The sequence below is a fragment of the Paractinoplanes globisporus DSM 43857 genome (assembly GCF_000379645.1).
GTDB lineage: Bacteria > Actinomycetota > Actinomycetes > Mycobacteriales > Micromonosporaceae > Actinoplanes > Actinoplanes globisporus.
On the sequence record NZ_KB903357.1, the window covers coordinates 291,334 to 317,868 of the forward strand.

Annotated in this window: 18 protein-coding genes; 4 read left to right on the forward strand and 14 right to left on the reverse strand. The window is 72.2% G+C overall.

The window, feature by feature from the left end:
* Positions 1–84: 84 nt before the first annotated feature.
* The 3 genes from A3CQ_RS0149125 (at position 85) to A3CQ_RS0149135 (ending at position 5,049) form a co-directional block, all read left to right on the forward strand.
* Positions 85–1,239 (forward strand): ROK family transcriptional regulator, encoded by a 1,155-nt coding sequence (locus A3CQ_RS0149125; protein ID WP_020518353.1) that lies wholly within the window; start codon positions 85–87, stop codon positions 1,237–1,239.
* An 80-nt stretch (positions 1,240–1,319) separates the two neighbouring features.
* Entirely contained in the window at positions 1,320–3,773 is a 2,454-nt protein-coding gene (locus tag A3CQ_RS0149130) for a X2-like carbohydrate binding domain-containing protein (RefSeq protein ID WP_245577688.1), read from the forward strand.
* Positions 3,774–3,858: 85 nt separating this feature from the next.
* On the forward strand, positions 3,859–5,049 hold the full coding sequence (locus A3CQ_RS0149135) for a mandelate racemase/muconate lactonizing enzyme family protein (protein ID WP_020518355.1): 1,191 nt from the start codon (positions 3,859–3,861) through the stop codon (positions 5,047–5,049).
* Between the two features lie 146 nt (positions 5,050–5,195).
* Here the strand turns inward: A3CQ_RS0149135 and A3CQ_RS0149140 are convergent, their stop codons facing one another.
* From A3CQ_RS0149140 to A3CQ_RS0149160, 5 genes are all read right to left on the reverse strand, one after another.
* Complete coding sequence (locus A3CQ_RS0149140; RefSeq protein WP_026207073.1) at positions 5,196–6,617, reverse strand: non-reducing end alpha-L-arabinofuranosidase family hydrolase; 1,422 nt, start codon at positions 6,615–6,617, stop codon at positions 5,196–5,198.
* Between the two features lie 261 nt (positions 6,618–6,878).
* Positions 6,879–7,445, reverse strand: a complete 567-nt coding sequence (locus A3CQ_RS0149145; protein ID WP_020518357.1) for a Uma2 family endonuclease — start codon at positions 7,443–7,445, stop codon at positions 6,879–6,881.
* Between the two features lie 108 nt (positions 7,446–7,553).
* Positions 7,554–8,633: a sensor histidine kinase gene (locus tag A3CQ_RS0149150; protein WP_020518358.1), complete on the reverse strand. Its 1,080-nt coding sequence runs from the start codon at positions 8,631–8,633 to the stop codon at positions 7,554–7,556.
* A 3-nt stretch (positions 8,634–8,636) separates the two neighbouring features.
* On the reverse strand, positions 8,637–9,785 hold the full coding sequence (locus A3CQ_RS0149155) for a sensor histidine kinase (protein ID WP_020518359.1): 1,149 nt from the start codon (positions 9,783–9,785) through the stop codon (positions 8,637–8,639).
* A gap of 28 nt (positions 9,786–9,813) precedes the next feature.
* Positions 9,814–10,344 (reverse strand): hypothetical protein, encoded by a 531-nt coding sequence (locus A3CQ_RS0149160; protein ID WP_020518360.1) that lies wholly within the window; start codon positions 10,342–10,344, stop codon positions 9,814–9,816.
* Positions 10,345–10,485: 141 nt separating this feature from the next.
* Between A3CQ_RS0149160 and A3CQ_RS0149165 the strand changes: the two genes are divergently transcribed.
* Entirely contained in the window at positions 10,486–11,142 is a 657-nt protein-coding gene (locus A3CQ_RS0149165) for a response regulator (RefSeq protein WP_020518361.1), read from the forward strand.
* Here A3CQ_RS0149165 and A3CQ_RS56690 read toward each other — a convergent pair.
* The 9 genes from A3CQ_RS56690 to A3CQ_RS0149210 form a co-directional block, all read right to left on the reverse strand.
* The gene (locus A3CQ_RS56690) at positions 11,123–14,251 is read right to left on the reverse strand and encodes an AfsR/SARP family transcriptional regulator (RefSeq protein ID WP_157297225.1); all 3,129 of its coding nucleotides are present in this window, start codon (positions 14,249–14,251) and stop codon (positions 11,123–11,125) included. The two genes, A3CQ_RS0149165 and A3CQ_RS56690, sit on opposite strands and share 20 nt — an antisense overlap.
* Before the next feature lie 25 nt (positions 14,252–14,276).
* The gene (locus A3CQ_RS58370; RefSeq protein ID WP_020518363.1) at positions 14,277–18,080 is read right to left on the reverse strand and encodes an NIDO-like domain-containing protein; all 3,804 of its coding nucleotides are present in this window, start codon (positions 18,078–18,080) and stop codon (positions 14,277–14,279) included.
* Entirely contained in the window at positions 18,077–20,572 is a 2,496-nt protein-coding gene (locus A3CQ_RS0149180) for a M4 family metallopeptidase (protein WP_157297227.1), read from the reverse strand. The genes A3CQ_RS58370 and A3CQ_RS0149180 overlap by 4 nt, the downstream gene beginning before the upstream one ends.
* Positions 20,573–20,702: 130 nt before the next feature.
* Positions 20,703–21,119: a MaoC family dehydratase gene (locus A3CQ_RS0149185; RefSeq protein ID WP_020518365.1), complete on the reverse strand. Its 417-nt coding sequence runs from the start codon at positions 21,117–21,119 to the stop codon at positions 20,703–20,705.
* A gap of 1 nt (position 21,120) precedes the next feature.
* On the reverse strand, positions 21,121–21,615 hold the full coding sequence (locus tag A3CQ_RS0149190; RefSeq protein ID WP_020518366.1) for an FAS1-like dehydratase domain-containing protein: 495 nt from the start codon (positions 21,613–21,615) through the stop codon (positions 21,121–21,123).
* Positions 21,605–22,378, reverse strand: a complete 774-nt coding sequence (locus A3CQ_RS0149195) for an enoyl-CoA hydratase/isomerase family protein (protein WP_020518367.1) — start codon at positions 22,376–22,378, stop codon at positions 21,605–21,607. Before A3CQ_RS0149195 ends, A3CQ_RS0149190 begins: the two co-directional genes overlap by 11 nt.
* Before the next feature lie 9 nt (positions 22,379–22,387).
* Positions 22,388–24,478: an acetate--CoA ligase family protein gene (locus A3CQ_RS0149200; RefSeq protein ID WP_020518368.1), complete on the reverse strand. Its 2,091-nt coding sequence runs from the start codon at positions 24,476–24,478 to the stop codon at positions 22,388–22,390.
* 16 nt (positions 24,479–24,494) lie between these two features.
* Complete coding sequence (locus tag A3CQ_RS0149205) at positions 24,495–25,427, reverse strand: SDR family oxidoreductase (RefSeq protein WP_020518369.1); 933 nt, start codon at positions 25,425–25,427, stop codon at positions 24,495–24,497.
* A 102-nt stretch (positions 25,428–25,529) separates the two neighbouring features.
* Positions 25,530–26,534 (reverse strand): MBL fold metallo-hydrolase, encoded by a 1,005-nt coding sequence (locus tag A3CQ_RS0149210; protein WP_020518370.1) that lies wholly within the window; start codon positions 26,532–26,534, stop codon positions 25,530–25,532.
* Between the last annotated feature and the right edge of the window lies 1 nt (position 26,535).

Below are 26,535 nucleotides of genomic sequence, written 5' to 3' on the forward strand. Positions count from 1 at the left end.
TCGAGAAACATGGCCGAAACCTAGGCTCAATAATTTCCTTCGTCAAGTATTGATTTCCGTAATCCGCTGGCCTACGTTTCGGCCATGTTCACCGAGGCCGACAACGTCGCACCGGCCATGACCGCCGTGTTGACGGCGGTCCTGACCGAGGGACCGCTCAGTCGCGTCGGCCTCGCCCGCCGGCTCGGGCTGTCGTCGGCCGCCGTCACCAAGGCCGCGCGACCGCTCATCGAGCAGGGCTACCTGCAGGAACTGGCGGCAACCGAGCGGTCCGGCCCGGGCGCGGGACGACCGGCCAGCCCGCTGGCGATCCGGGCCGACCGCGAGTTCTTCGTCGGCGTGAAGATCACGGCCGACGAGCTGATCGGCGTGGTCTGCGATCTCGGCGCCCAGGTGCGGGCGTCGGCCCACCGGCCCCTCCCCTACCCGGACCCCGAGCACGTCCTCACCGACCTCGGGCACCTCGTCGACGATCTGCTCGACGGTCCCGGCGACTACCGGGCCCGCACCCGCCGCCTGGGCCTGGCCGTCTCCGGCGACGTGGACCGCGCCACCGGCCTGGTGCGGTACTCGCCGTTCCTGCACTGGCACGACGTACCGCTGCTGGATCTGGCCGAAAAGATCACCGGTCTGACCGTCACGGTGGAGAACGATGTGAAAGCGCTGACCACCGCCGAGCACTGGTTCGGCGAGGGCGTGGGCGCGGAGTCATTCGCCCTGGTCACCGTGGGCACCGGCATCGGCTGCGGCCTGGTCGTCAACGGCCGGATCGTGTCCGGTTCGCACGGGGTGGCCGGCGAGATCGGCCACATCGGCGTCGACGTGAGCGGGCCTGTTTGCCATTGCGGCGGGCGCGGCTGCGTCGAAGCCATCGCCGGTACGCATGCCATCGTAGGCCGGGCCCGGGAGCGTTCCGGCCGGCCCGACCTCAGCTTCGACGACGCGGTGGCCCTCGCCCGCGGCGGCGACCAGCGCGTCGGCGCCGTGTTCGCCGAGGCCGGCAACGCGATCGGCTGCGGCATCGCCGCCGTGGCCAACCTGGTCGGCCCGTCCCGCATCGTTGTCTCCGGCGAGGGCCTGGCCGCGTACGACCTGTTCGAGACCCACATCCGCGCCGGCTTCGAGCGTCAGGCGTTCGGCGCCGCCACCGACTGCCCGCTCTCCATCCGGCCGCTGCCCTTCGAGGAGTGGGCGCGCGGCGCGGCCACCGTCAGCATCCAGGCCTTCGTCGCTTCCTGACCGCACCCATATCGTCACCCGCCCGGCCGGCCCACCGTCGTCCGGCGATACCCCGCACCCTGATCCAGGAAGGTATGACATTGAGGTCAACTCGTTCCGCGGCCGTCCTGGGCGCCGCGCTGCTCCTGCTCCTGGGCGCCTATCCGGCCCAGGCCGCCACCGGGCCCAGGCCGAGTCCGCCGCCCGGCGCGCGGGCCGAAGCCGCACCCGCCGCACCCGTGGCGCCGGCCGCCTCGACCCCCGACCCCTGGGCCGTCCGGCCGTACATGGGCTGGAGCAGTTACAGCATGCAGGTCTACTCCGGCAACGGTAAGTGGATCACCGGCGATCAGCTCATCAAGCAGTCCGACGCGATGCACGCCAAGCTCCAGAAGTACGGCTACAACTACCTCAACGTCGACGCCGGCTGGAACGACGGGGTCGACGCCAACGGACGGCCGAAGCCGAGCGCGACGCTGTACCCGCAGGGTTTGCAAAAGGTCATAGACCATGTCCATGCGAATGGTCAGAAGTTCGGGGTCTACATGATTCCCGGCATCTCCCCCGATGTGTACAACGCGAGCCTGCCGATCGCCGGTGCGCCCGGCTGCACCACGCACGACATCGTCAAGCAGCCGGTCCAACCATCCGACTATTGGCACATCGGCTACAAGATCGACTTCTCGAACCCGTGCTCGCAGAAGTACATCGACTCGATCGTCGACCTCTTCGCCCAGTGGGGCGTCAACTTCGTCAAGTTCGACAGCGTCACCCCGGGCTCGGGGGTCAGTGACCTCTCGCTCGACGCCCGGGACGACGTCGCGGCCTGGTCGTCCGCGCTCAAGGCGCACAAGATCTGGTTCGAGCTGTCGTGGGCGGTCGACCCCAAGTACGCCGACTACTGGCGCTCCAAGGCGAACGGCTGGCGGGTCGAGTGGGACGTCGAGTGCTACTGCGCCAACGACGCGCTCACCCAGTGGCAGAACATCGCCCGCCTCTTCCCGGACGCGGCAACCTGGTGGCGCAACGGCGGGAACGGCGGATGGAACGACTTCGACTCGCTCGACGTCGGCAACGGCTCCATGGACGGCCTGACCCGCGACGAGCGGCGGACCGCGATGACGTTGTGGTCGATCTCGGCGGCGCCGCTCTATCTCGGCAACGACCTGACAAACCTTGACGCGTACGGCCTGAGCCTGCTCACGAATCCGGAGGTGATCGCGGTCGACCAGGCCGGAACCCCCGCGCGCCCGGTCAACGCCTCGGCGCAGCAGCCGATCTGGTACGCGCTCAACGCCGACGGCAGTTATACCGTCGCGCTGTTCAACCTCGGCCGCACCGACAAGGACATCACGGCGAATTGGTCGGACCTCGGGCTGACCGGCGCCGCCACCGTGCGCGACCTGTGGGCCCGTCAGGACCTGGGCCGCTTCGCCACCAAGTTCACCGCCGCCGATGTGCCGATCCACGGCGTACGCCTGCTCAAGGTGACGCCGCAGTCCGGCGCGGCCGTCGCCGTCAACGACGACGCCCTGCGCGTCGGCTACCAGGGCGACTGGACCCGTAACGGCGGCAACGAGGTCGCCGCCACCTCGCAGCCGCTCGCCCTGAACATCACCGACACCGGCGCCACCGCCCCGCCGTCGACGACGGGCCCGGTCCGCACCATCACCCACGACGACACCGACCAGGGCATCTCGTACGTCGGATCGTGGTCGACGAGCACCGGTCGCGGGCTCGGCGACTACGGCGACGGCGTGCACTACACCGAGCGCGACGGCGACGCGTTCGAATACACGTTCCAGGGCACCGGCGTCTCGTACCTCACCGAGATGGACACGTCCCAGGGCGACGTCGACATCTACCTCGACGGCCAGTTCGTGAAGACCGTGAACACGGGACGTGAGCAGGGCCAGCCGCGGCTTGCCCAGCAGACCGTTTTCACGGTGAACGATCTGACCAACGGGAGCCACACGCTCCGGGCCGTCAAGAAGTCCGGCTCCTTCATGCTGCTCGACCGGATCGACGTGCTCCAGCCGAGCCTCATCGACCCGCCGGCGGCATCGTTCGACCGCCGGGCGCCCGCCGACGTACCGGTGAAACTTCTGCGCGACGGCAGCGAGTTCGTCGGGGTCTCTCTCGGCGGCGCCGCGCTCAAGCGGGGAACCGACTACACGCTGTCGGGCTCGACCGTGACCCTGCGCTCGGCCTACCTCGCCGGTCTTCCGGTCGGCGCCGCCCAGCTGGACTTCGCGTTCCGCGGGGACTATCTGGACGACGTCCACGCCACCTCACGCAACGGCGACGCGGTCTCGTACACGTTCACCGGCACCGGCGTCGACTGGATCACCGCCACCGCACCCGACCAGGGGCTCGTCGACATCTACGTCGACGGCAAGCTGGCCCGGAGCGTCGACACCCACGGCGCCGTACGCGCGACCCAGCAGACGGTGTTCAGCGTCTCGGGGCTGCGCAACGGGCAGCACACCGTCAAGGCGGTCAAGGTGTCGGGCGATGTGATGCGTACCGACGTCATCCGCTACACCACCCGATGACCTCCGGGAGGGCCGGGGGCTGGGGAGTTTCCCGGCCCTCCCGGAACCCGCTGACGATCTCGGCGATTCCGACGAGGAGCACGACATGACACACGACGTCCGGGGGCTGCTCTCGCCCTCACCGGCCGAGCTGGCACCCGGGGACGACAGCGCGGTCATCACCTCCGTCGAGACGTACGCGCTCGCGGTGCCTTTGATCCGGACCTTGTCCGACGCGACCGCCCAGCTCAAGGCCTGGACGGTCCCGGTGGTGGAGATCCGCACGGCGGACGGCCGGGTCGGCACCGGCATCTCCGGCGTCCACTGCGGCGCCGAGCTGCTGACCCAGGTGATCGACGACTACTACGCGCCGGCCCTGCTCGGCACCCCGTCCGAAGACATCCTCGGCACCTGGAAACGTTTGTACTGGCTGCCGACGCATTGGATAGGCCGAAGCGGCCCGGTGCACATGGCGCTGTCGATGGTCGACATCGCGCTGTGGGACCTCGCCGCCCAGCGGGCCGGGCTGCCGCTGTGGCGACTGCTCGGCGGCACCCCCGACCCCATCGAGACCTACAACACCGACGGCGGGTGGCTCAACCTCAGTGTCGACGAGCTCGCGCGCGACCTCGGCTCGCTCGTCGACCGCGGCTGGCGGCGCGTCAAGGTCAAGGTCGGCAAGGCGGACTGGCGGGAGGATGCCGCCCGGGTACGCGCCGCGCGCCGGGCGGTCGGCCCGGACATCACGCTGATGTGCGACGCGAATCAGCGCTGGGACTTCAGTACGGCCATGCGCATGCTGCCGGTGCTGGCCGAGGTGGGCATGGACTGGTTCGAGGAGCCGGTGCACGCCGACGACATCACGGCACATCGGCGCCTGCAGGCGGCGAGCCCGGTCGACATCGCGGCCGGGGAGAGCCTGTACTCGTACCACGCGTTCGCGAACTTCCTCGCCGCCGAGGCCCTGCGCGTCGTCCAGGTCGACGTGACGCGGGTCGGCGGCGTGACCGAGTGGATGCAGGTCGCCCAGCATGCGGCGGCCGGTGGTCTCCGCGTCGTCCCGCACGCCGGCGACATGATGCAGGTGCACCAGCATCTCGCCGGTACGTTCCTCAGCGAGACCGCGCCACTGCTGGAGTTCATCCCGTGGACGCGGGACGCGTTCGTGGACCGCACGGTCGTCGTCGACGGTTACGCCGAGCGTCCCCAGGCGCCGGGTGCGTCGACCGCGATCGCCGCCGCGGCGCGCGAACGGTGGCAGATCAAGGGCATCGGCGCGACGGCAGCGCCGCGCTGATCGGGCCCGAACCTTCCTGGCAGCCGTACGAGGAAGACTGGATGATCCGGCCCGTCCGTGGCCGGCAACCTCCGTTCCCCCGAAGGCCGCCGGCCCGGCCACTGCGTTTCCGGCAGTGGCCGGGCCTCGAGAAGGTGGTCAGCCTTCTAGCGCTGCAACGTCAGCACGGCCGGCCGCCAGGGCAGCAGGTTGTAGTCGCCGCCCGAGCTGGGGGAACGACCCTGGTAGAGGAGCTGCAGGTTGCAGGGGTCGACGGTCATCGTCTGGTCGGGATTCGCCCGCACCAGATCGCCGTGGCTGATGTCATTGGTCCACGTGGCGCCGCTGTTGGCCTTACCGGCAAACGGATTGCTCTCGGAGGCTGCCTGCGGAGTCCACGAGCCGCCCAGGCTGGAGGCCGTGAACGAGCGGAAGTAACGCCCGTTCGCGCCGATCGCCTCGACGATCATCAGGTACTGGTTCTGCCCCTGGACCTTGTAGACCTGAACCGCCTCGAACAGGTTGTTCGTCGAGTCGCTCATGACCGTCGTGTACGACGAGCCGAAATTGCTGGGGAAGTTCCCGATCGGCATGCTGGCCCGATAGATCTTGCCGTTGTCCCCGGCGAAGAACAGATACATGTTCGTGCCGTCGCCGATCAACGTCTGGTCGATGGGCCCGTAAGGAGCGTCGGAGACGCTGCCGGTGAAGAGCGACTGCGCCGCCGACCAGCCGTTGGCGTTGGTGGGGTCGCTCGACGTCCGATACAGGAACGGGGACGCACCCCACTGGTACGCGAGCACCCAGATGTTCTTCGGGGCGAAGTAGAACAGCGTGGGGGCGACCGTGGCGGAGGACATCCCGTTCTGGCCGGCCGAGGCCATGTCGGACCAGTTCGTGAATGGACTGAAGTTCATCGACCCATACGTCCCCGAGGTCGAGACGTCAGACCCATAGACCAGGTGCTTGCCGTTGTAGACGACGCTGGTGAAGTCCTTGAGCGAGACCCACCCCGACTTCGGGTTCGCCAGCGAGCCGGTCGAGCTCCATCGGTACGTCGACGGAAGTGCGCACGTGCCGGGTGGCGTGGTCGGGGGGGTCGTCGGCGGGGTGGTCGGGGCGGTCGTGGGCGGGGTGGTCGGGGCGGTCGTCGGCGCGGTCGTCGGCGTCGTGCCGCCGGTGCACGTCACCCCGTTCAGCGCGAAGCTCGCCGGTGCCGGATTGCTGCCCGTCCACGACCCGTTGAAGCCGAACGCGACCGTGCCGTTGGTCGCGACCGAGCCGTTGTAGCTCACGTTCTTGGCGGTCACCGCCGCGCCGCTCTGGGTGAGAGCCGTGTTCCACGCTTGCGTCACCGTCTGCCCGGCGCCGAACGACCACGTCAGCGTCCAGCTGGTCAGCGGATCACCCAGGTTGGTGATCGTCACGTTGGCGCCGAATCCACCGGTCCACTGGGACGACACCGCGTAGTTCACCGAGCAGCCCGCCGACGCCGCGCCGGCCGGCAACGCCACGCCGACCACCGCCGACGCCAGCACCACGGCGCCGGCCGACGCCAAGAACACATTGGTCGCCCTGAATCTGTTCATAGAGCTTCTTCTCCTGACGAGGGGATGGCGAGCCGCGCGTGGGGGAGCGTTGACAGCCGTGTCAGGCATGTTACGGGAGCGCTCCCACGCGCTCAATCGAAAACTCACCGCTGAAAACCTGTTATGTCAGGGATAGATGGGTGTCACGGCCTCTCACCAGCAGAAACATCCCACTGAAAGACCGCTTTTCATTGGCGGCGAATCAAGCGGCATCGCATTTTGTTGAATGTGTGGATGCCCTCCCACAAAGAGCAGGACACATCAGATCTGGCCGAGATCGACCTCGACGGAGAAGGGCACGGCCAGTTTCACGACGCCGGTGAAGATTTCGCTGTCGCGGTAGCGGCCCGTCGCCGGGTCGAGAACGTACGTGTAGACGAGAGGCGCACCAGTGGGGGCCTGCTCGACACGCCAGTAGAACTGAATACCGGCCCTGGCGTATTGATCGGCCTTGACGATCCGGTCGGTCGTCTCCGACCCGGGCGATACCACCTCGACCACCAGGAGCACGTGCTCAGGCCGGGTCGGAGCGACGTCGATGGTCTCCGCCCGGTACACCGTCACGTCCGGACGACGGTTGTTCAGCGGCACGTCCTGGAGCCGGACATCGAAGTCGGTGTCAGCGTTCCAGTCCGGCCCCGCCGCGGCATCCAAGGCGTTCGCCAGAAGCCGGGCCAGGCGGTTGTGCCGCTTGGACGCGCTCGGACTCACGACGACCATCCCATCCACGATCTCGATGCCCGCACACTGTTCTTCTGTCCATGCCGCGTACTGCTCGGCCGTGACCTGCTGATGCATCCAGGCCGGCGCGACCATCTCGGCAGTCATACCCACCTCCTGGGATGCGATCGGCAACCAGACTCAAGATACCGTGGCTCCGTCGACGAGCAGCCCGGCCTGGCAGCGGAGCCTCGGTGGCGGGCCGCCCCGCCGGTATCAAGAGGAAAAGACGGCCTGCACGAGCCAGCCCCCCACCGGCGTCGGACCGGCCGTCAGCCGGCCACCCCCCTGCTGAATGCGTTCGCGCAGTCCGGTGAGCCCCCGCCCGGTCCCCGGCAGCCCGGGACGATCGGCGCGTGCGGGGTCGTTCTCGACGCGTACGGTCAGAGATCGATCGGAACCGCTCACCGAGACCCGGACCGCGGCGCCGGGCGCGTAGCGCAAGGCGTTCGTCAGGCTTTCCTGCACCACCCGGAATGCCAGGTGCGCAACGGGCGCGGCCACCCCGTCGCGGGATCCCTCGAACCGGCAGGACACGTCGAGGCCGCTGCGGGCCGCGCGGGTGACCACCTCGTCGATCAGCGCCAGGTCGGGCCCGCCGACCTCGACGCCGCCGAGCAGGTCGACGAGGCGTTTCAGGTCGCCGCGCCCCTGCCGGGCCGACTCGGCGATGGCCTCGAACGCCCGCCGGGCGCCGTCCGGATCCCGGTCGACGAGCCGCTGCCCGGCCGCCGCCTGGATGATCATCACGCTGATCGCATGGCCGATGATGTCGTGCAGCTCGGCGGCGATCCGGGCGCGCTCCTGCCGCAGCGCCAGGTCGGCGTAGAGTTCCCGCTCCTCCTCCAGCTCCCGGCCCCGCTGGGCGAGCTGGTCGGCGGTCTCGCGCCGCAGCCGCAGCACGGTGGCGGCGAAGAAGCCGGGCACGCCGAAGATGATCAGCGGGACGGGGTTGGTGTCGCCGGTGGTGAGGTACCGGACCCCGAACAGCGCGACGAGGTAGGCGGCCAGCCAGAAACCGGCCCAATAACTACGGAAACCCAGCGCCGCGACGGTGGACAGCAGCGCCATGATCACGAAGGAGAGGTCGGGGAACCACCCGTGCCCGGCCAGCGCCGCCGCGGCCAGCCAGAGCGCGCCGCCGGTCAGCGCGACGGCCCGGGGATGCGTGCGCCACCACAGCAGGCTCAGCCCGCTCGCGACCAGGCACGCGGTGAGCGGCCCGAAGTCCGATCCGTGCCACACGGTCGGCGCCACCACCACGAGCAGCACGAGCGGGATCGCCAGCCAGCGCACGGGTCAGCCCAGCACGGGAAGCTGCGTCACCACGCGGGCGGAACCCCGGGAGAGCTTCAGGTCGACCGAGCCGGCGTGCAACTTCGCCCGTTCCCGTACGCGGGCGACCGCCGCCCGCAGGTCCGCGCCGCGACCCACCGAGCCCTGCACCTGGATCTCCAGCGCCTCGTCCGCGAACCGCATCGTCACCTGCACCGGCCGGTCGTCGAGCGCGGTCACCAGGTACTCCACGATCCGGTACGCGGACAGTTCGACCGTCGCCGGCAGCGTTCGCGGATCGCCGCTGACGGTCAGCCGGGACAGCGGCGAGCGATGCCGGGCCAGCAGCGCGTCGAGGTGCGCGACCGTCGGCGCCGGGGCCAGGGCGACCTCGCCGCCGCGCAGCAGCCCGACGATCTCGCGCATGTCGTCCATGGTCTGCCGGCTGCCCGTCTCGATCGTCTCGAACAGCTCGCGGGTCTCGTCCGGCGTGAGCCCGTCCGCCGACTCGGCCGCCCGGGTCAGCTCGTCCAGCCGCTCCTGCAGCAGCCCGTCGAGCTGCCGGGACAGCCGCGCCCGGTCGTCGGCCACCATCAGCGCCGCCCGGTCGTCGCGCAGCTGCCGCAGTTCCTCGTCGCGCGCCTTGAGCTGCCGGTTCAGCTGCGAACGGTGCCGCGCGGCCCGTCCCACGCCGAAGACGATCAGCACGACCGGAAGGGCCAGGACCAGAGCGCCGGGGCCGGCCGAGGAGTCCACCGCCAGCACCGCGCCGACCAAGAGCAGACCGACCAAACAACAGACCCATGCTTTGGTACGCCCGTAGGACAGCGCCCCGAGGAACGCGAGCACGAACGCCAGCGGCAGTCCGGCCCCGCACCGGGTGACCCAGCCGAAGAGCAGGTCGTGGGCCACCATCGCGCCGAGGGCGACAACCGTGACCGCCAGGGCGCTCCGCCGCCACCACAGCACCGGGATCGTCGCCGCCGCGAACACCGGGAGCATCCACGGCGAGTGGCTGTCGAGGGTGTGCACCATGGCGCCGGACGCGACGTCGCGTGCGGTCTGGCTGTCGGAGGAGGTGATGTTGCCCAGCATCAGGACGGCGCCGAGCGCGGTGAGGACTCCCGCGAGCAGCCAGTCGAGGGCCTTGACCCCGCGGAAGACCTCACTCATGATCGCGCTCCCTCGCATGCCGGGTCGATCAGACGGTGGCGCGCTCGACCGGCTGCGGAACCGTGGTGGCCCGCTTGCTGAGTCGATTCTTAACCAGCAGGCCCGCGCCGTAGAAGAGCGCGACGCCCGGAAGTGCGATCGGCAGCGCGCCGGCGAGGTCGGCCGAGGAGTCGCGGACCAGGATGACCACCACCAGGGCGACGATGCCGGCCAGGCCGAGGACGTGGTCGCGGCGGGTGCGGGCGAAGCGGGCCACGGCGTAGCCGAGCGCGAAGGCCAGCGGCAGCACCACGCCGCAGCGGGTCAGCCAGTCGAACGCGAGCACGTGCCCGGCGGCCGCGGCGGCGGTGACCCAGGAGACCACCGCGACGTTGGCGCGCCGCCACAGGATCGGGATCGTGACCAGGGCGAACGCCGGGATGATGAGCCACGAGGTGGTGGACACCGGATGGATCAGCGACGGGTCGTCGCCGGCGGTGATGTTCTCCACCATCAGGAACACGCCGGCGGCGGTCATGAGGGCGGCGAGGACGTAGTCGAGAGGCCGGATCTTGTTCATTTCTCCCCCTTGGGATTCGGTACCCACGACGCTAGGGATCGACCGGCGTAGCCTTCGTCTGCCGCGAGGACGATCTGTGGCGGCCGCCATCCTCCTCAGGGATGACCCGGTCGCCGCGCGGAGGACGGGAGAATCGCTGGCATGATCCGGGTGCTCATCGCCGACGACCAGACTCTCGTGCGTACCGGCTTCCGGGTGATCCTCGAGGCCGAGGGCGACATCGAGGTGGTGGCCGAGGCCGACACGGGCGCCGAGGCGATCCGCCAGGCGCGGCTGGCCGGGCCGGACGTGGTCCTCATGGACATCCGGATGCCCGAGGTGGACGGCCTGGCCGCGACCGAGGAGATCCTCCGGCAGCCCGACCCGCCCACGATCGTCGTGCTGACGACCTTCGACCAGAACGAGTACGTGTACCGCGCGCTGCACGCCGGCGCGGCCGGTTTCCTGCTCAAGGACGCGCCGTCCAGCCGCCTGATCGCGGCGGTGCGGGCGGCCGCCACCGGCGATTCGCTGATCGAGCCCTCGATCACCCGGCGGCTGGTCGAGCGGTTCGCCGCGCCCGCCCCGGCCGCCGGCCCGCCGGAGGAACTGGCCGCGCTGACCGACCGCGAGCGCGACGTGCTCCGCCTCATCGCGGGCGGCCTGTCCAACGCCGAGATCGCCGCCGAACTGGTGGTGGCCGAGACGACCGTGAAGACCCACGTCGCCCGCATCCTCACCAAACTCGGCGTCCGCGACCGCGTTCAGGCGGTGGTGGTGGCGTACCGGACCGGCTTCGTCACCGCTCCGGAACGGTGACGACGCCGCCGAGCGTCGCCAAGGCGTCCAGCGCGCGGGCCTGGACCAGGCGCTGCCCCGACTCGCCGGCCAGCCGGGCCGCCTCGCCGGCCGCCGCGAGCGCGCCGGCGGTCTCGCCCAGCTCGGCGAGCGCCCCGGATTCGAGCAGGCGCACCCGCGGCACGTCGAGCGGGCTGGACGTGGCGGCCAGCCGACCGGCTCGCTCGAGCCACGGCAGCGCCTCCCGTGCCCGCCCCCGGGCCAGCCGCATCGCACCCTCGCCGATCAGCAATTGGGTGGCGGGCCCGGCGTCGCCGAGCTGGTCGGTCACCCGGTGCGCCTCGGCCAGGTGCGCCTGGGCCTCGGCCAGACGGCCGGCGTCCCGGTCGACGCCGGCCAGCCCGGCGAGCGATGCGGCCAGGCCCGCCTGGTTCTCGGTGCGCCGGGCCAGGGCCACCGACTCCTCGAACGCGGATCTCGCCTGGCCGGGCCGTCCGGCGTCGGCGTGCACGTGGCCGACGATCTCCAGGAGCAGGGCGCGGGCGTAGGCCGATCCGCAGGCGTCGGCCGCGCGCAGGCCCTCGTCCAGCTGCGACAGGGCGGTCGTGAACTCGGCTCGCTCCCGGCTCACCGTGCCGAGGTTGGACAGCATCAGGGCACGCAGGTGCTCGTCCGTGGGGCGGGTCAGCGGCAGGGCACGGCGCAGCGCCTCCTCGGCCTCGACCAGCCGGCCCCGGGTCAGGAGGACGGCACCGAGGCTGTTGAGCGAGACCGCCTCGGCGCGCGCCTCACCGACACTCCGATAGAGGTCCGCCGCCCGCCGGTAGTGCTCCTGCGCCTCCTCGAGCCGGCCCAGCCGCTTGAGGGCCAGCCCTTCGCCGTGCACCGCGTGGGCCTCCCCCGCCGGCCAGCCCGCGGCCGCGGCGAGACGGCCCGCCTCGGCGAAGTCGGCGGCCGCGCCCGGCAGGTCGGCGGCACGCCATTTCGCCCGGCCCAGCGCGGCCATCATGGCGGCCCGCCCGGCCAGGTCGGCGTCGAGCTCGGCCGCGCGCAGCGCCACGGCCGCGACCCGGAGGTAGTCGGCCGCCGGACGGCGGCTCAGGAGCAGGTCACGCAGCGCGTCGACGAGCAGCCACGCGGGCCGGCGCGGACCGGTCTCGGCGATGCGGGCGAGCACCACCACGATGTCCTCCCACTCGGCGTCGAACCACGCGTGGGCGGCATCCGGGCCGGGAAAGGGCCGCGCTCCGGCGACGGAGCCGGCCGGCCAGAGCGGCGGCCCGGGCTCGTACCAGCCGCTCGCCCGGGCGGCCTCGACCGCGGTGCCGAGATAGTGGTCGAGCAGCCGGTCGAGCCCGGCCCGGCGGTTCGCCTCGGCCTCCTCCGCGTGCAGGCGCTGCACGGCGTACTCGTGGATCAGGTCGTGCCAGCCGAACCGGCCGGGCCCGGCCGGCCGGGCGAGGTGCAGCCGCGCCGCGGCCCGCAGCGCGTCGTGGGTGGTCGCCTCGTCCAGCCCGGCACCGGCCGCGATCGCCGCGACCGACCGGCCGGTCCCCGGCGCGAGACCGAGCGAGCGCAGCACCGCACGCTCGGGGCCGGCAAGCGTGCGGTAGGACGCGTCGAGCGCCGAGCCGACCGCGGTGCCGTCGGCGCCCAGCCGGGCCAGGCGGCCACGCTCGGACAGCTCCGCCACCAGGCGGCCGACGCCGCCCTGGCCGTCGTCCTCGGCGATCCGGGAGGCGGCGACGCACAACGCCAGTGGGAGATGGTCGCAGAGCTCGGCGAGCCGGGCCACGGCCGTGGGCTCGGCCGCCGCCCGCGCCGCCCCGACCGCGCGGCCGATCAGCGCGACCGACTCGCCGGGCGTCAGCACGTCGCAGGTGACCACCCGGGCGCCGCTGGCCGCGGCGAGCCCGGCCAACCGGGTCCGGCTGGTCACCAGGGTCGACGTCCGGGCGGTGCCGGGCAACAGGTCGCGGATCTGCGCGGCGTCGGCCACGTCGTCGAACACGAGCAGCAGCCGGCGCTCGGCCAGCAGCGTCCGGTAGCGCGCCGACATCCCGTCCACGGTGGACGGGATGTCCTGCGGCGGGCAGCCGAGCCCCTGCAGGAGCAGCGGAAGCGCTTCGGCGGCGGCCATCACCTCGCCGCCGTCGAAGCCGCGCATGTCCAGGAAGAGCTGGCCGTCCGGGAAGTCGGCGGCCCGGGCGTGCGCCCAGCGCAGTGCCAGCGTGGTCTTGCCGGCGCCGGCCGGGCCGGTGATCACGACGGTCGTCTCGCCGGCGCGGTGCAGGGCGTCGAGCCGGTCGAGCTCGGCGGCGCGGCCCACGAACAGGGTGGTGGCGGCCGGCAGCTGCCGGGGTACGAGAGCGGGCTCCTCCGCGGCCTCGGGCAGCGTCCCCGCCAGCAGCCGTTGGTGCAACTCGGACAGCCGGGTGGACGGCTCGACGCCGAGCGTCTCGACCAGCGCGCGGCGCAGCGCCGCGTAGACCTCGAGTGCTTCCGCCGTCCGGCCGTCGCGCTGCAGCGCCTGCATGAGCAGCGCGTGCGGCCGCTCCCGGTGCGGATGCTCGCGGACGAGCCGGGACAACCCGGCGATGCTCTCGCCCAGCCGGCCCAGTGCGACCGCCGCCTCCAGCCGGGCCTCGGTCGCCGCGATCCGCAGTTCCGCCAGCCGCTGCCGCTCGGGCAGGTCGGCGAGGTCGGGGATCGGCTCGCCCCGCCACAGCGCGAGCGCCCGGTCGAAACACTGGATCGCCTCCGCCCAGTCGCGCAGGGCCGCCGCCTTGGTGGCCGCCTCGAAGAGCTGCTCGAACTCGGCCAGGTCCATCTGTGCGGGATCGATCTGGAAGGCGTAGCCGGGGCTGCGGGTGACGACGAGGCCGGCCGCGTCCGGCCCGATCGCGCGGCGGATCTCGGCGATCAGCGACCGGATCCGGGCCGGCGCCGCGACCGGCGGGTGCTCGTCCCAGAGCAGGTCGACCAGCCGGTCCACCGAGACCACCCGGTTGGCGCTGAGCAGCAGCGCCGTGCAGAGCGCGCGCTGCCGCCCGTTCAACGTCAGCGGGCGGTCGCCGACACTGATCTCGAGCGGCCCCAGCAGGCGGACACGCAGATCCTCCGGCGGCATCGCCACAAGGTACGCCGCCCGGCCGTCACACGACGAGGTTCTGGGTCACCTCCGCCCAATCCGTGGGCAGCGTCACGTCCGCGGCCGCCGAGCGTCCACTCAGGACGGCAGTGAGCGTGTACCGGCCGAGCGGCGCCTGGAGCTGGTAGGTGCCGTCGGCGGCGGTGACCGTCTCGGTCTGCGCGATGCCGCCGTGTGCGGCCTGGACGGTCGCGCCGGCCACCGGGAGCCCGGCGGCGTCGGTCACCCGGCCGCGCACGATGCCGGGCGCCCTCAGGGTGATGGACATGCCGGCGCGTACGGCGGGCTCGTAGTAGGCGTATTCGAGGTTGTCCCGGCTCTGCTCGTCCTCGATGCCGATGGTCGCGCTCGCGCCCTGCGCCCGGGTGTCGGCCGGGATGTTCTTGTAGCTCAGGGTGATCCGGCCGTTCTCGTGCAGCATCGCCTCGAAGGTCAGCCGGAGCCCGGTGCCGTCGAGCAGCACGTTGCGCCACTCCACCACGACCGCCCGGTTCGGCGCCGCGCCGGTCACGGCGGTCCGGACACTGGCCGAGGCGTCGACGGTGAGCCCGTCCCAGAACGGGTAGACCGCCGCGTCCGGCGCGTACGACTGGTCGGCGGGGAGGTTGTCGTTGCTGCCGCTGACGTAGACCGGCTTGAGGAAGGTGAGATAGCCGGCGCTGGTCACGTAGGCGGTGGTGTAAGTGCCGCGATAGAACCGGAACGGGAAGGGCAGCGCGACGGTGCCGTACCCGTCGGGACCGCTGATCGGCGTCAGCGGCACCGCGGTGGCGCCGTCCGTCCAGGTGCCCTGGGCGGCGGTCCGGCACTGGTAGCCGAAGCCGTCCACGGGATGCAGCACGATGTCCTGGACGGAGTCGCCGTGCACGCTGATCAGGTCGTGCGTGTTGTACGGCAGGCAGGGCGGCGCCACCGCGGTCAGCGAGAACGCGAGGTTGTAACCGGGATCGGCCACGCCGGTGAAGGTGTACGCGCCGTCGGCCCCGGTCGTCACCGGCGCGAAGGTGTCGTCGGTGAGCAGGCTGCGCAGGGTGACCGTGGCCCCCTCGATCGGCACGCCCAGGTCGTCGCGCGCCACCCCGGTGAGAGTGAACGAGTTGTACCGCATGGCGAGGTTCTGGGTCACCGTGACGCCGTCGGCGGTGAGCGCCAGCGGAACGAACGTCGGCGCGTACGGGTCGAGCACCGCCTCGAGCTGGTAGGTGCCCAGCGGCAGGTGCAGGACGTAGCCTCCGATCGCGTCGGTGGCGGTCGAGGAGACCACCGTGCCGTCGCGGGTCGCCCGCACGGTGGCGGCGGGCAGCCCCATGCCGTCCGGGCCGGTGACGGTGCCGGTGACCGCGCCCGAGATGCGGAACGACACGGCCGTGTGCGGCGTCAGCACCGGACTGTCCATGGAGTACTGGATGCCGACGGCGCCGGCCGCGTTCTCGACGCCGACCGTGGCGCCGCCGCCGCGCGCGACCGTGGATCCGGTCAGGTCGCCGTACTCGATGGAGATCTGCCCGCTCTCATGCAGGACGATGGCGAACGTGGCCCGCTCGGTGCTGCCGTAGAAGGCGGCGTTGTGCCACTCGATGACGAACTCCCGGTTGGGCGCGGCGCCGAGGGTGGCGGTCCGAACGCTCGCCGCGGAGTCGATGACCAGGTCGTCCCAGAGCCCGAAGACGGCGGCGTTGGGCACGGTCGCGGTGGGCACCGGCCGGTTGATGGCGAGGAAGTTGGACTTCTGGAAGTTCAGGAACCCGTTGGTGCTGACGTACGCCAGCACGTAGTTGTTGTCGTAGAACGGGAACAGGAACGGCAGGAAGACCGCGGTCGCGGCGTCGTCGCCGGTGAGGGCCAGGGTGCTCGTCCCGGCCACGTTCTCCGGCGCCGCCTGCTGGCAGTGGTAGCCCGATGTGTCCACCACCGGCGGCGGTGTGAGCCGGACCGTGCTGGCGCCGGCGACGGTGATCCACTTGGTGCCGGCGGTGACGCACGCCCCGCCCGACGTGGTCAGCGGATAGTCGCCGGGCGGCACGCCGTCGATCCGGTACGCCCCGGCGGTGTCGGTCTTGACCGCGGCCAGCGGCGTGCCGGCCAGTTGGACCGAGACGCCGGGCACCGGGAAGCCACCGCCGTCGGCCACGGTGCCCTGCAACGTGTACCGGGCCGAGGCGGTCAGCGCGAAGGCCGTGCTGGTCGTCTGCCCGTCGCGGACGACCAGGCCGGTCACGCTCCGGTCGGCGTAGCCGAAGGCGCGCGCGGTGGCCTGGTAGGTGCCGACCGGCACGCTGACCGAGAAGGTGCCGTCGGCGGCGGTGACGAGGTGCCGCTGCACCTTGTTGTCGCCGGTGAGGTCGACGGTGGCCCCGCTCAGCGCGGCACCGGCGCTGGTGGTGACGGTGCCGGAGAGCCGGCCCACGGGTCCCCGGGGCGCCGCTTGTACGGCGGCGTACACGTCGAGCTTGCCCTGGCCCCAGACCTGGTTGTCGGTGGCCGTGCCGCCGCATGAGGTGTCGGCGACGTCCACCGCGCTCCCGTCGAGCACCTGCCGGGTCGCGGCGATGTCCCCGATCAGGGCCGGCGCCGCCGACCAGAGCAGAGCGACCGCGCCGGCCACGTGCGGCGTGGCCATCGACGTGCCGCTGGCCACCAGGAACTTGCCGCCCGGCACTGTGGAGCGGACGTCGACGCCCGGCGCGGCGATGTCCGGCTTGACGTCGGCCGTGCCCGCCGAACCACGGCTGGAGAAGTCGGCGATGGCGCCGTCGCTGCCGTACGCGGCGACCGCGTACGTGTTCGCGTAGTCGGCGGGCGAGCCCACGGTGCCGCAGGTAGGCCCGGTGTTGCCGGCCGCGAACGCGGGGAAGATGCCGACCTGCGTCCACCGGGACACGACGTCGGCGAAGAACGCGTCGCTGACGTCGGCGCCCCAGGAGTCGTTGACGACGTCGGGCGCCAGGTCGGGCCGCGGGTTCTGGCCGTTGAGGTCGGTCGGCGCCAGCACCCACTCCCCCGCCAGCAGCAGGCTCATCGTCGTGCAGGTCTCGCCCTCGCAGCCCTTGGCCGCGATCCACTGCGCGCCGGGGGCCATGCCGGTCTGGTTGCCGGCGCCGTCGTCGCCGACCATCGTGCCCATCGTGTGCGTGCCGTGCCCGTTGTTGTCGCACGGCCCGGTGGTCGGCGCGCCGCAGACGCGGAACGGGTCGTACCAGTTGTAGTTGTGGTCGAACGCGCCGTTGCCCTTGTTGCCGCGGTACTGGCGGACCAGCGAGGGGTGGTCGTACTGCACGCCGGTGTCGATGCTCGCCACCACGATGCCGTCGCCGCGGGTGCCGAAGCCGGACCAGACCTGCGGCGCCCGGGTCTGCGCGATGTTCCACTCGACGCCGGTGCCGGCGGCCGCGGCGGCCTTGCTGTCCGCCAGATCGGGGACGCGGTACGTCCGGTTGGGCCGCACGGCGGCCACGTCGGGGCGAGCGGCGAGCCGGGCCGCGAGCGCCGCGTCCGCCCCGCGCACCAGCACCGCGTTGACCGCCCAGAACGGCTGGTAGGAGACCTTCTCCCGGGTGAGCTGGGCGCGCAGGTCCCGCTGGCTGCGGTCGGCGGTGTCGCGCAGCAGCTGGTAGCCCCGGGTGGTCTTCGCCGCGTGGCCGCGTTCCCGGGCGACCGCGCTCAGGTCGGCGCGGTCGCGCAGCACCACGAAGATGTCCGCCCGCTTCCCGCCCGCAAGCTCCGGCAGGCTCGCGGCCGCGGGCCGCGGGGCGTACCCGCCGACGGTGAGCACCGTGGCCGCCAGCGCGGCGGCGAGAGCGCGCCTCACAGGTGACCGTCCAGGTAGGACAGGGCCTGGTTGGCGGGACGGCCGGCCAGCTGGCCGAGGTCGACCTTGGCGCGAAGCGCGGCGATGTCACCGGCGAGCGCGCCTCCGTCGGCTGCGGAGATCGCGTCGAGCAGGGACTGGACACTGGCGATCATCGGGGCGGTGACCACGGTGGTGTTGCCGGCGCCGGTGCCGACCGCGGCGAACGCCGGCTGGACGGTCTGGATCGTACGGGCCATCTGTTGTTTGAGCGCGGGGTTGGCGTTGACGAGCGCGGTGAGCCGCTCGTTGTACTGGTAGAAGAGGTTGCCGTACCAGACCAGGGCCGGGGTCTGCCCGGTCGCGATCAGGTCGCGCATGTGCACGAGGGAGGCCAGCACCGCGTCCACGCTCGCCCCGGAGGGGTCGAGACCGCCGCCGCCGGACACCGCGGCGGCCATGACGCAGAGGCAGGTGGGGTCGTCGGGGTCCGCGTCCTCCGGGGGCGGGGTGTCCTCGGGGGCGGGCAGGCCGACCTCGTCCCAGGCGTGGCCGACGGCCTCCGCCTCCGCGGAGCCCTTCCCGTACAGGTCCCACGCGGCCTGGACCTCGCCGACCCGGGCGTCCATGAACCGGGACTCGGGGCTCAGGTACTCGGTGAGCGCGCGGTACATGATGTTCTCGGCCTTGTCCGGGTCGATCGTCGTGGCCAGCAGGTAGTACATCTTGTTCGGGATCCCGCTGTTGGTGTGCACGCCGCCCTGGTCGCCGCAGGTGATCACGTAGTCCTTCATGTGGCCCGGCTGGCCGTGCGCCTCGGGGTGCGCCATGTCGCGGATGGTGCCGGCCGCGGTCTCGGTGCCGATGTCCCAGCGCAAGGCGCCGGTCTCGAAGCGCCGCACGGATACCCCGAAGATGTCGGAGAAGCTCTCGTTCAACGCGCCCGACTGATAGTGGTACGCGAGGCCGGCGGTGCTCTGGGTGACCGCGTGGGTGAGCTCGTGCCCGGTGACGTCGACGGCGGTCATGTTCGGGCCGTAGATCATCACCTCCCGCACCATCGACCACGCCGCGTTGTGGTAATAGTCGCTGGCCCGGACGTACGAGGCCAGGATCGAGCCGTGGTCGTCGTAGCTGTCCCGGCCGAACGCCTGGTAGTACCGGTACGTGGCCCCGGTGCCGTCGTACGCCTCGTCGACGTCCTGCTGCCCTTTCGGCGGATTGCCCTCCACCCGGGCCACCAGCGGGAACGGCACCTTCTCGTACGCCAGGTTGTTGAGGTCGTAGACGACGCGGTGCAGCACGTACTCGGTGCCGTCCCGCACCGCGATCACATGCCCGGCACGCGCGTCGACGTAGTAGTAGTTGGCGATGCCCGCGTTCTGGTCGCTGAGCACGACCTCCCAGACCAGCGGCGCGTCCGTCCGCGTGCCGGCCTTGCCCGCCGACATCGGGTAGAGGTAGAGCTTGGCCGGTTGCACCAGCCGCGCGCCCGGCAGCGCGAGCCGCACGAGCTCCACCGCCCGCGCCGCGCTCACCGTCGGCGTGGTGTACGGCGTGTTCAGGTCGGCGCGCAACCCGTTGCCGACCGTCTGCACGTACTTCCCGCCGGCGGTCAGGTGCACGGTGACCTGCGCGCCGAGCACCGGTACCCCGCCGATGACCTGCTGGTAGCGGACATGACTCTGGCCGAGCGTGTCGGTCGTGCGGCCCATCGGGCTCAGCTGCGACACCGGGTCGGCCAGACCGAACAGCCCGGCGTGCCCGCGCAGCCAGCTGTCGACGCCCGTCCCCACGGCGCTGTGCAGGGTCATGGTGGACGGCACGCCGCGCCGATGGTCGGTCACCGCGAGGAACCCGGCGCCGCTCTCCTTGCGGGCCGAGGCGAGCGCACCGTCCACACCCGACGGCCGGTAGCTCCCCGCCGATGCCGGCCCGGCGAGCACCGGAAGACCGGCGGCGGCCACTGCGAGAACCAGGACCACCCGGGCCGGCCGGCCCCAGGCATCCGTACGCGGAGCGCGGACGAGGCCGATCCCGGCCGACCAGAGCAGGGTCGCGAGCCCGGCCAGCACCGGCGCCACGGCCACCTGGGCAGCCTCGTGCCGCTCGAGGAAGCCGAGCAGCAGCGTCCCGCCCGCGGCGGCGGATGCGTGCGTCGCGGCTGCGGCGAACGTGACCACCGGCCGGCGGCGACCCGCCAGCAGGCGGAGGATCAGGCCGGCGGCGACCGGCGCCGCGACGAGCAGAACCAGCGCCGACCCGTCGGCGAGCAGGTGCCACGGCACGACCCGGCCGCCGAGGCCGAGCATCGGTAGTGACCAGGAAACCGGCACGCCGTTGCCGCCGGCCGCCGCGGCGAGGACGCCGCCGGGGCTGCCGGACAGCGTCCGGGCGAGCGCCGCGTCCGGGCCGTCCAGCGCCGCGACGAGCACCAACAACAGCCAGGAGACCGCGAGGCCGGTGAGCCAGGCGACCACTCCGGCCGACAGAGAACGCCAAACGAGTCGCATTGACCCTCCACGGGACGCACGGCCGGAGCGCGGCCGTCCCGCCGGGGGCCCGCGGAACGGCGCGGACCGAAGCGTCCCATCGGCCCGCATGAATCCCGCATGTTCCGCGCAGGCTCGCCGTTCGGCGGCGTTACGAGTCGATCCGCGCGGAGGCGTATCCCGCGAAGACCTCCAACCCGTCGTCGTTGGTCACGGCCACGTCGAGGTGGACCGATGCGTCGTCGGGCCGGAGCTCGCGGACCGTCGCGGTCGCGGTGAGCCGATCGCCCGGCCACACCTGGGCCTTGAACCGGCCGCCGAAGGTCAGCAGCCGGCCGTCGCCGACGTAGTCGGTGAGCATCCGTCCGGCCATGCCCATCGTGAGCATCCCGTGGGCGAAGATCGACGGATAGCCCGCGACCGCGGTCGCGTAGATCTCGTCGGAGTGCAGCGGGTTGTAGTCGCCCGAGGCGCCGCAGTACTGCACCAGTTGCGTACGGGTCAGGTCGTCGGCGACCACCGCCCGGTGGACGTCGCCCACCTTCAGGTCCTGGCTCTTGAGGACCATCTCACCCCTCCTTCTCGACCGGATGCTCGGTGCGGACGACCACGCTGCGCGCCCGCAGCACCAGCCGGTCCTCGGGATCGAAGTACTCCGTCACCAGCTCGCGGAAGACCAGCCGGCCGCCGCGCCGGCCCTGCTTCGTCCATTCCTGCCCGTTGTGGCTCCGCGCCGTCAGCACATCGCCGGGACGCAGCGGCCGCACGTACTCGTAGTGCTGTTCGGCGTGCAGCCCGGTGCCGCCGCCGGTGCGCGACGGCCGGTCGGCCCAGCCGGTCGGAGTCCGGCCGGAGCCCATCCACGGCTCGCCGATGCGCGGCCGCATCACGTAGTCGGGATCGAACTGCGCCGCGGCGGCGACGAACGTCGGCGGGGCGATGACCCCGGCCGCCTCGGTGCTCCGGGCGTACGCCTCGTCGCTGTAGACCGGGTTGGGATCGCCCACGGCGCGGGCGAACATCATGATGTGCCCGGCCTCGACCGGGAACCTGTCAACGGGCATGGTTGTTCTCCGTTCCCCGGCCGAGCCCCTCGACGACCCGGGCGCGGGCGGCCGTGCGGTCGGGGTGACTCACCGCCTGCGGCTGGTACTGGGCCTCCAGCGCGAGCATGTCGGCCAGGCCGTGCTGTTCGGCCAGGCGCAGCAGTTGTTTGGTGAGCTGGACGGCGATGCCGGGCTGGGCGGCCATCTGATGGGCCTTCTCCAGCGCACGGTGCAGTTCCTCGCCGTCCTCGACCACCTCGTTGACCAGGCCGATCGCCAGCGCCTCGGCGGCGTCGATCTTGCGGCCGCTGCAGAGGAAGTCGAAGGCGCGGGAGTAGCCGAGCAGCCGGGTGAGCAGGAAGGTCCCGCCGGCGTCGGGGACGACCCCGATCCGGACGAAAGCCGGGCTGAACGTCGCGCTGCGGGCCGCGACCCGGACGTCGCCGGTGCAGGCCAGCGACAGCCCCGCCCCGGCCGCCGGGCCGTTGACCGCGCAGATCACCGGTTTGGCCAGGTTGGCCATCGCGGTCACGTGCGGGTTGTAGCTGTGCTCGAGGCCGGCCGGGCCGTCGGACTCGCCCATCCCGTGCAGGTCGGCGCCGGCGCAGAAGCCGCGGCCGTTGCCGGTGACCACGACGGCTCGTACCTCCGGGGCGGCGGCCTCCTGCCAGGCCAGCTTGAGCCCGCGCAGCACGTCATTGTTGATCGCGTTCAGCGATTCCGGCCGGTTGAGGGTCACGACCAGGACGTCGCCGTCCCGCTCGGTCGATACGGCGGCCATGTCTCCTCCTCAGCGGAGCACCATGAGAGCGTCGGCGGCGACGATCCCGGTGTCGGTGACCATTACGGGGTTGATGTCGACGGACTCGAGCTCCGGCAGGTCCAGCGCCAATGTCGCCAGTCCGCGGGCGGCGTCGGCCAGCCGGGCGATGTGGTCGGCGCCGAGGCCGCGGACGGCGTGGGTGATCCGGCCCCCGGCCAGCCGGGTGATCAGCCCGACGGCGCGCTCCCGGGTGAACGGCGGGTGCAGCAGCGCCGGCTCGCCGATCACCTCGATCAGGCTGCCGCCGAGGCCGACCGCCACCACCGGGCCGAAGACCGGGTCCCGGTGCATGCCGATCGCCATCTCCAGCCGGGCCGGCACCATCTCCTGGACGAGCAGGCTGTGCAGCCGGACGCCGCCGTCGCCGAGCCGGGCGAGCCGGCGGTAGGCCGCGCGGACCTCGTCCGGGGTGGCCAGGCCGAGGACCAGGCCGCCCGAGTCGGACTTGTGCGGCAGGTCGTACGACTGCACCTTGAGCGCGACCCGGCCGCCGATCTCGGCCAGCGCGGCCACCGCCTCGTCCTCGGTGTGGCACACGACCTCCCGGGTGACCGGGATGCCGTAGCGGGCCAGCACCCGCTTCGAGGTCGCCTCGAGCACGATCGGCTCGCCGGCGGCCTCGGCCAGCGTCGCGCGCGCCCAGTCGGCCCGCTCCTGGTCGACCGCGTGGGTCGGCGGCCCGGCCGGGGCGCGGGCGGAGACGGCCGCCATGGCGCTCAGGGCCCGGATCGCGCGGGTGGGATCGGCGAAGGCGGGCAGGCCGCGGTCGGCCAGCTTCTCGGGGCCGATCGTGACCACCGGAGCGATCGGCTTGTCCTGCTCGTAAAGCTTGACGACAGTGTCGGCGTGGTCGCTGTCGCCGCCCCAGACCAGCGCCATGACCGCGTCGATCTCGTCGCTCGCGCACAGCTCGCCGAGGATCAGGCCCCAGTTCTCCGGGGCCATGGCGGTCACCGCGGCGGTGGTGTCCACCGGGTTGCGGGCGCTGCCGAACGACGGCATCAGCGGCGAGATCCGGGCCTGCAGCGGCGGGCTGAGCTCGGGCATCTCCAGCCCGGTCTCGGCCACGTTGCTGGCGGCCAGCACACCGGCGCCGCCGGAGGAGGTGAGCACGGCGATCCGCCGGCCCCGCATCCGCTTGCCGTCCTGCAGGAAGGTGGCGTAGTCGATGAGCTCGGCGATCGAGCCGGCCCGGACGATGCCGTACTGGTCGCACACCGCGTCGTACACCTGGCTGGAGCCCACCACCGAGGCGGTGTGGCTCAGCGCCGCCCGGGCCACCGCCTCGGACGACGCCGGCGTGACGCTGATGATGACCTTGTCCAGCTCGGCCGCGCGCCGGGCCGCCTCCAGCAGCGTGGCCGGGTCGCGGGTGGCCTCGGCGAAGGTGGCGATCACGCCGATCTCGGGCTGCTCGACGGCGTACCGGATCACGTCGGCGATGGTCACGTCGGCCTCGTTGCCGGTGCTGGCGAAGAAGCCGACCCGGGCCCGCTCGACCACCGCGCGGTTGAGGATGAACGACCCGAAGCCGCCGCTCTGCGACACGATGGCGACCGGCCCGGCCAGCGGTCGTTCGGCGTCGGGCTGGAGGGAGAAGTTGGCCATCGTCGTGCGGTGGCCGTTCATGAAGCCGATGCAGTTGGGGCCGACGACCGGAAACGCGTGCCGGGCGGCGATCTCGGAGACCGCGGCCTGCGCGGCGCGGCCCTCGTCGGTGCCGGCCTCGCTGAACGCGGAGCTGATGATGTACGCCGAGCGGTGCCCGGCGGCGATGCACCGCTCGAGCAGCGCCGGCACGTCGCGGGCGGGGATCAGGACGATGACCAGGTCGACCGGCTCGGGCAGGTCGGCCACGTCGGGGTACGCGCGGTCGCCGAGCACCTCGGCCCGGCGGGGATTGACCGGGTAGAGCCGGCCGGGGAAGTCCCGGCGCAGGTTGGCGTACACGGTGTTGCCGATCGCGTAGGGCGTGGCCGAGGCGCCCACGACGGCGATCGAGTCCGGGGAGAAGACCGGGCCCAGGCGCGTCCAGCGGGCGACCGCGAGATCTGTCATGACAGCCCCTCCTCGATCAGTTCGCGGCGGCCGAGGCCTGGCGGACCAGTGGCTTCATGAACTTCTGCTCGGTAGCCTGCGCCAGCAGTCCCGGGATCACCTCGTCGAGCTCCTCGACCTCCCAGAGGGCGCCCTTGTCGGCGCCCGGCCCGGTGTGCCAGGGCTCGGCGACGGCGACCGAGCCGCCGGCCACCATGAACACCCGCCCGGTGATGCCCTTGGCGGCCTCCGATCCCAGCCACACCACGGTCGGCGCGACGTTCTCCGGCGCCAGCGGGTTGAAGTCGTCGGCGCTCAGCGAAAGATACTTCTGCGCGAACGGGCGGTCCTCGGTCATCCGGCTGAGCGCGGTGGGGGCGATCGCGTTGACGTAGACGCCGTACCGGAGGAGTTCCTGGGCGGCGATGATGGTGAGCGCGGCGATGCCGGCCTTGGCGGCGCCGTAGTTGCCCTGCCCCGGGTTGCCCATCAGGCCCGACCCGGACGACGTGTTGATGATGCGGGCGTCCTGCACGACGCCGCTCTTGGCCAGGCCCTTCCAGTACTCGGCGGCGTGCCGCATCGGCGCGAAGGTGCCGCGCAGGTGCACCCGGACCACGGCGTCCCACTCGTCGATGGACATGTTGGCGATGGTCCGGTCGCGCAGGATGCCGGCGTTGTTGACCAGCACATCCAGCCCGCCGTACGTGTCGATGGCCTGCCGCACCAGCCGCCCGGCGCCGTCGAAGTCGGAGACGTCCTCGGCGTTGGCGACGGCCTCGCCGCCCGCGGCCCGGATCTCCTCGACCACCGCGTTGGCGGCTTCCGAGCTGGGTTCCTCGCCGTGGACGTTCACGCCGTAGTCGTTGACGACGACCCGGGCGCCCTGCCGGGCGAACTCCAATGCCTCGCCCCGGCCGATGCCACGGCCGGCACCGGTGACGATGACGACCTTGCCCTCAGTGCGCATCTCGGCTCCCGTCTGATCTGAATTACGTTCAGTCGAATGAAAGCACTTCCCCCATCGATGGTCAATAGCTCGGCTATGAGCTGCTGAAAGGGGAAGTGAACGCTACTCGGTCGAGGACCAGAGCTGGGGTTGTGCGGCCGTGCGCCGGGCCCGGCCGGCGACCTCGAGGTGGATCAGGTGGGCGAGGGTCTCGCGGACCGCGGCCATCCGGACCCAGCCCGGGTTCACGGCCCAGGGCCGGGACCACGGCAGCGCGGCGGTGATCTCCCAGCAGGTCACGCCCGGCCGGCGGGCCAGCGCGGCGGCGATCGCGGCCAGCCGTTCCTGGTGGCCGGCGGCCAGGTCACGGGCACGCCGGGCGGGATCGAGGAAGGCGTACTCGTGGCCGGGCAGCGCCATCCGCGCGTCCAGGCCCGCCACCCGCTCCAGCGAGCGGAGGTAGTCGCCGAGCGGATCCGCGCCGGCGACGGCGTAGGCGCTGACGTTGGGGCTGATCCGGGGCAGCAGGTGATCCCCGGTCCAGATCGCCGCTCGCCGCCGGTCGTACAGGCAGACGTGCCCGGGCGTGTGGCCGGGGGTCAGGACAGCCGTCAGCTCGTGATCGCCCCAGCGCAGGACCGCGCCGTCGGCCAGCGGCACGTCGGCCGCCGGCATGGCCGGCGTCGGCAGCCGGGGCGGCGGTGCTGCGCGTTCGGCCTCCGGCACACCGCACGCCGGCAGCAGCGCGTCCAGCGCGCGGGGTCCGGGCAGCCGATCGGGGTACGCGCGCACCACCGCCCCGTGTTCACGGCGCAGCCATGCCGCCAGCCCGTAGTGGTCGGGATGGGCGTGGGTGAGCACGACGTGCCGGATGTCGGCCAGATCGCCGCCGGCCCGGGCGACCCCGGCCCGCAGCGCCGTCCGGTTGGACGGGTGGTCCCAGCCGGCGTCCAGCAGCAGGAAGCCCTCCGGCGCCGGGAAGAGGTAGCTGAGCGTGGCGTGCCGGCCGCCGTGCGGCGGTGGCAGCGGCACGCACCACACGTCGTCCAGAACCGGCTCGGCCTCGGGCACCTCGCCCTGGTTCCAGAGGGCGAACTGACCGGCCGACGCCGCGCGCGGCAGTGTCACG